Source organism: Micromonospora sicca, from assembly GCF_003172935.1.
Taxonomy (GTDB): domain Bacteria; phylum Actinomycetota; class Actinomycetes; order Mycobacteriales; family Micromonosporaceae; genus Micromonospora; species Micromonospora sicca.
In genome coordinates, this window is sequence record NZ_QGKS01000429.1 from 1 (window position 1) to 1,583 (window position 1,583).

Sequence of the window (1,583 nt, forward strand, 5' to 3'; positions counted from 1 at the left end):
GCTCCGCCCGGCAGAGCGCGGCCAGCGCGGCCACGCCGGGTTCCCCGGCGGCCGGCGCGGCGAGGGCCAGGTTCGCCGCCGCCTCCGCCGGTTCGTCCCGGTACAGGGCCACGAACGCCAGCGCCAGGTACGCGTGCCCGCAGTCCAGCCGGCAGGACCAGCCCTGGCAGGGCGGCAGCGCCAGCGCCTCCCGCGCGCTCCGGTCGGCCGACCGCAGGTCGCCCCGGACCGCGTCGAGCAGGGCCGACCGGCTGAGGCAGACCAGCTCGGTGTGGGTCCGGCCGGCCTGCCGCGCCGCGGCCAGTGCGTCGGCGAGCCGATCCCCGGCCCCGCGCGGCTCCCCCTCGGCCAGCTCGACCAGGCCGAGCGCCGTGCCGGCGACGGCCCGCACGTCGGCGTCCTCGCCGGCCCCCGCCCGTGGGTCGTCCCCCGGTCCGGGGGCGGTGCGGGTGGCGAGCAGCCGGGCGGCGGCCCGGCGTACCTCCTCGTGGTCGCCGGCCAGTCGGGCCAGGGTGAGCTCCAGCGCGGTGGCCAGCCGCCGGAACCGGTCCCGGCGCGGCGCGGGCAGCGCGGCGGCGTGCTCCACGGCCCGCCGCAGGTGCCCGGCGGCGGCGGTCGCGTCCCCGGCGTAAGCCCGTTCCGCCGCGCAGGCCAACGCGAGTTCCGGGTCCCGGCGCACCGCCTCGGCGGGCGGATCGGCGGGCGCCGGCGCTGGCGGCAGGTCCCGGTCGTACGGCGCCAGCTCCGGCCAGTGCCCGATGAGCAGCTCGGTGGCCCGGTCCCAGGCGCCCCCGGCCAGCGCGTGCCGCAGCGCCTCCGCCGGCCGGCCGTTCCCCGCGTACCAGTCGGCCACCCGGGCGTGCAGGTCACGCAGCTCGTCGGCGGGGAGCCGGCCCAACTCGTCGCGGAGCACGTCGGCCAGCAGCGGATGGCAGCGGTACCAGGGCGGGCTGCTGCCGTCCTGCCGCAGGAACCCGCCGTCGCGGGCCAGGGCGGCCAGCAGCTGCCCCGAGTCCGCCCGGCCGGTGACCGCGTCGGCCAGGTCGGCGCAGACGGCGGCGGCGACCGCGCTGCGCCGCAGCACGTCCCGGACGTCCGGGGCGAGCGGGGCGAGCACCTCCTCGCGCAGGTATCCGGCGACGTCCGGCTGGTCGCCGCCGAACCGCTCCACCCACCGGTCCGGGTCCGGCTGGGTGCGCAGCGCCAGCGCGGCGAAGCGCAGCCCGGCCGGCCAGCCCCCGGTGCGCTCGGCCAGGCGGGGCAGCGCGGCGGCCGGCAGCCGCACCCCGTGCGCGACCAGCAGGTCGGCCACCTCCTCGTCGGTGAAGGCCAGCTCGTCCGGGCCGATCTCGGTCAGCTCCCCGGCCAGCCGCCAGCGGTGCAGGGCCAGCGGCAGGTCGGTCCGGGCGCCGACCACCAGCCGCAGCCGCTGCTCGGCGTGGCGCAGCAGGAACTCCAGCCCGGTCAGCGCGGCCGGATCGGTGACCCGGTGCAGGTCGTCCAGGACCAGCAGCACCGGGCGCTCCCGGGCGGCGAGCGCCGCCGCGAGCAGTTCGAGCTGGTCGGGGCGGGGCGGGGTGTCC

The 1,583-nt window shown here is 80.5% G+C and carries 1 protein-coding gene; it reads right to left on the reverse strand.

Annotated elements, in window-relative coordinates:
* Window positions 1–1,583 (reverse strand): winged helix-turn-helix domain-containing protein (locus tag DKT69_RS32735; protein ID WP_497529437.1); only part of this gene is annotated, 1,583 nt, incomplete at both ends.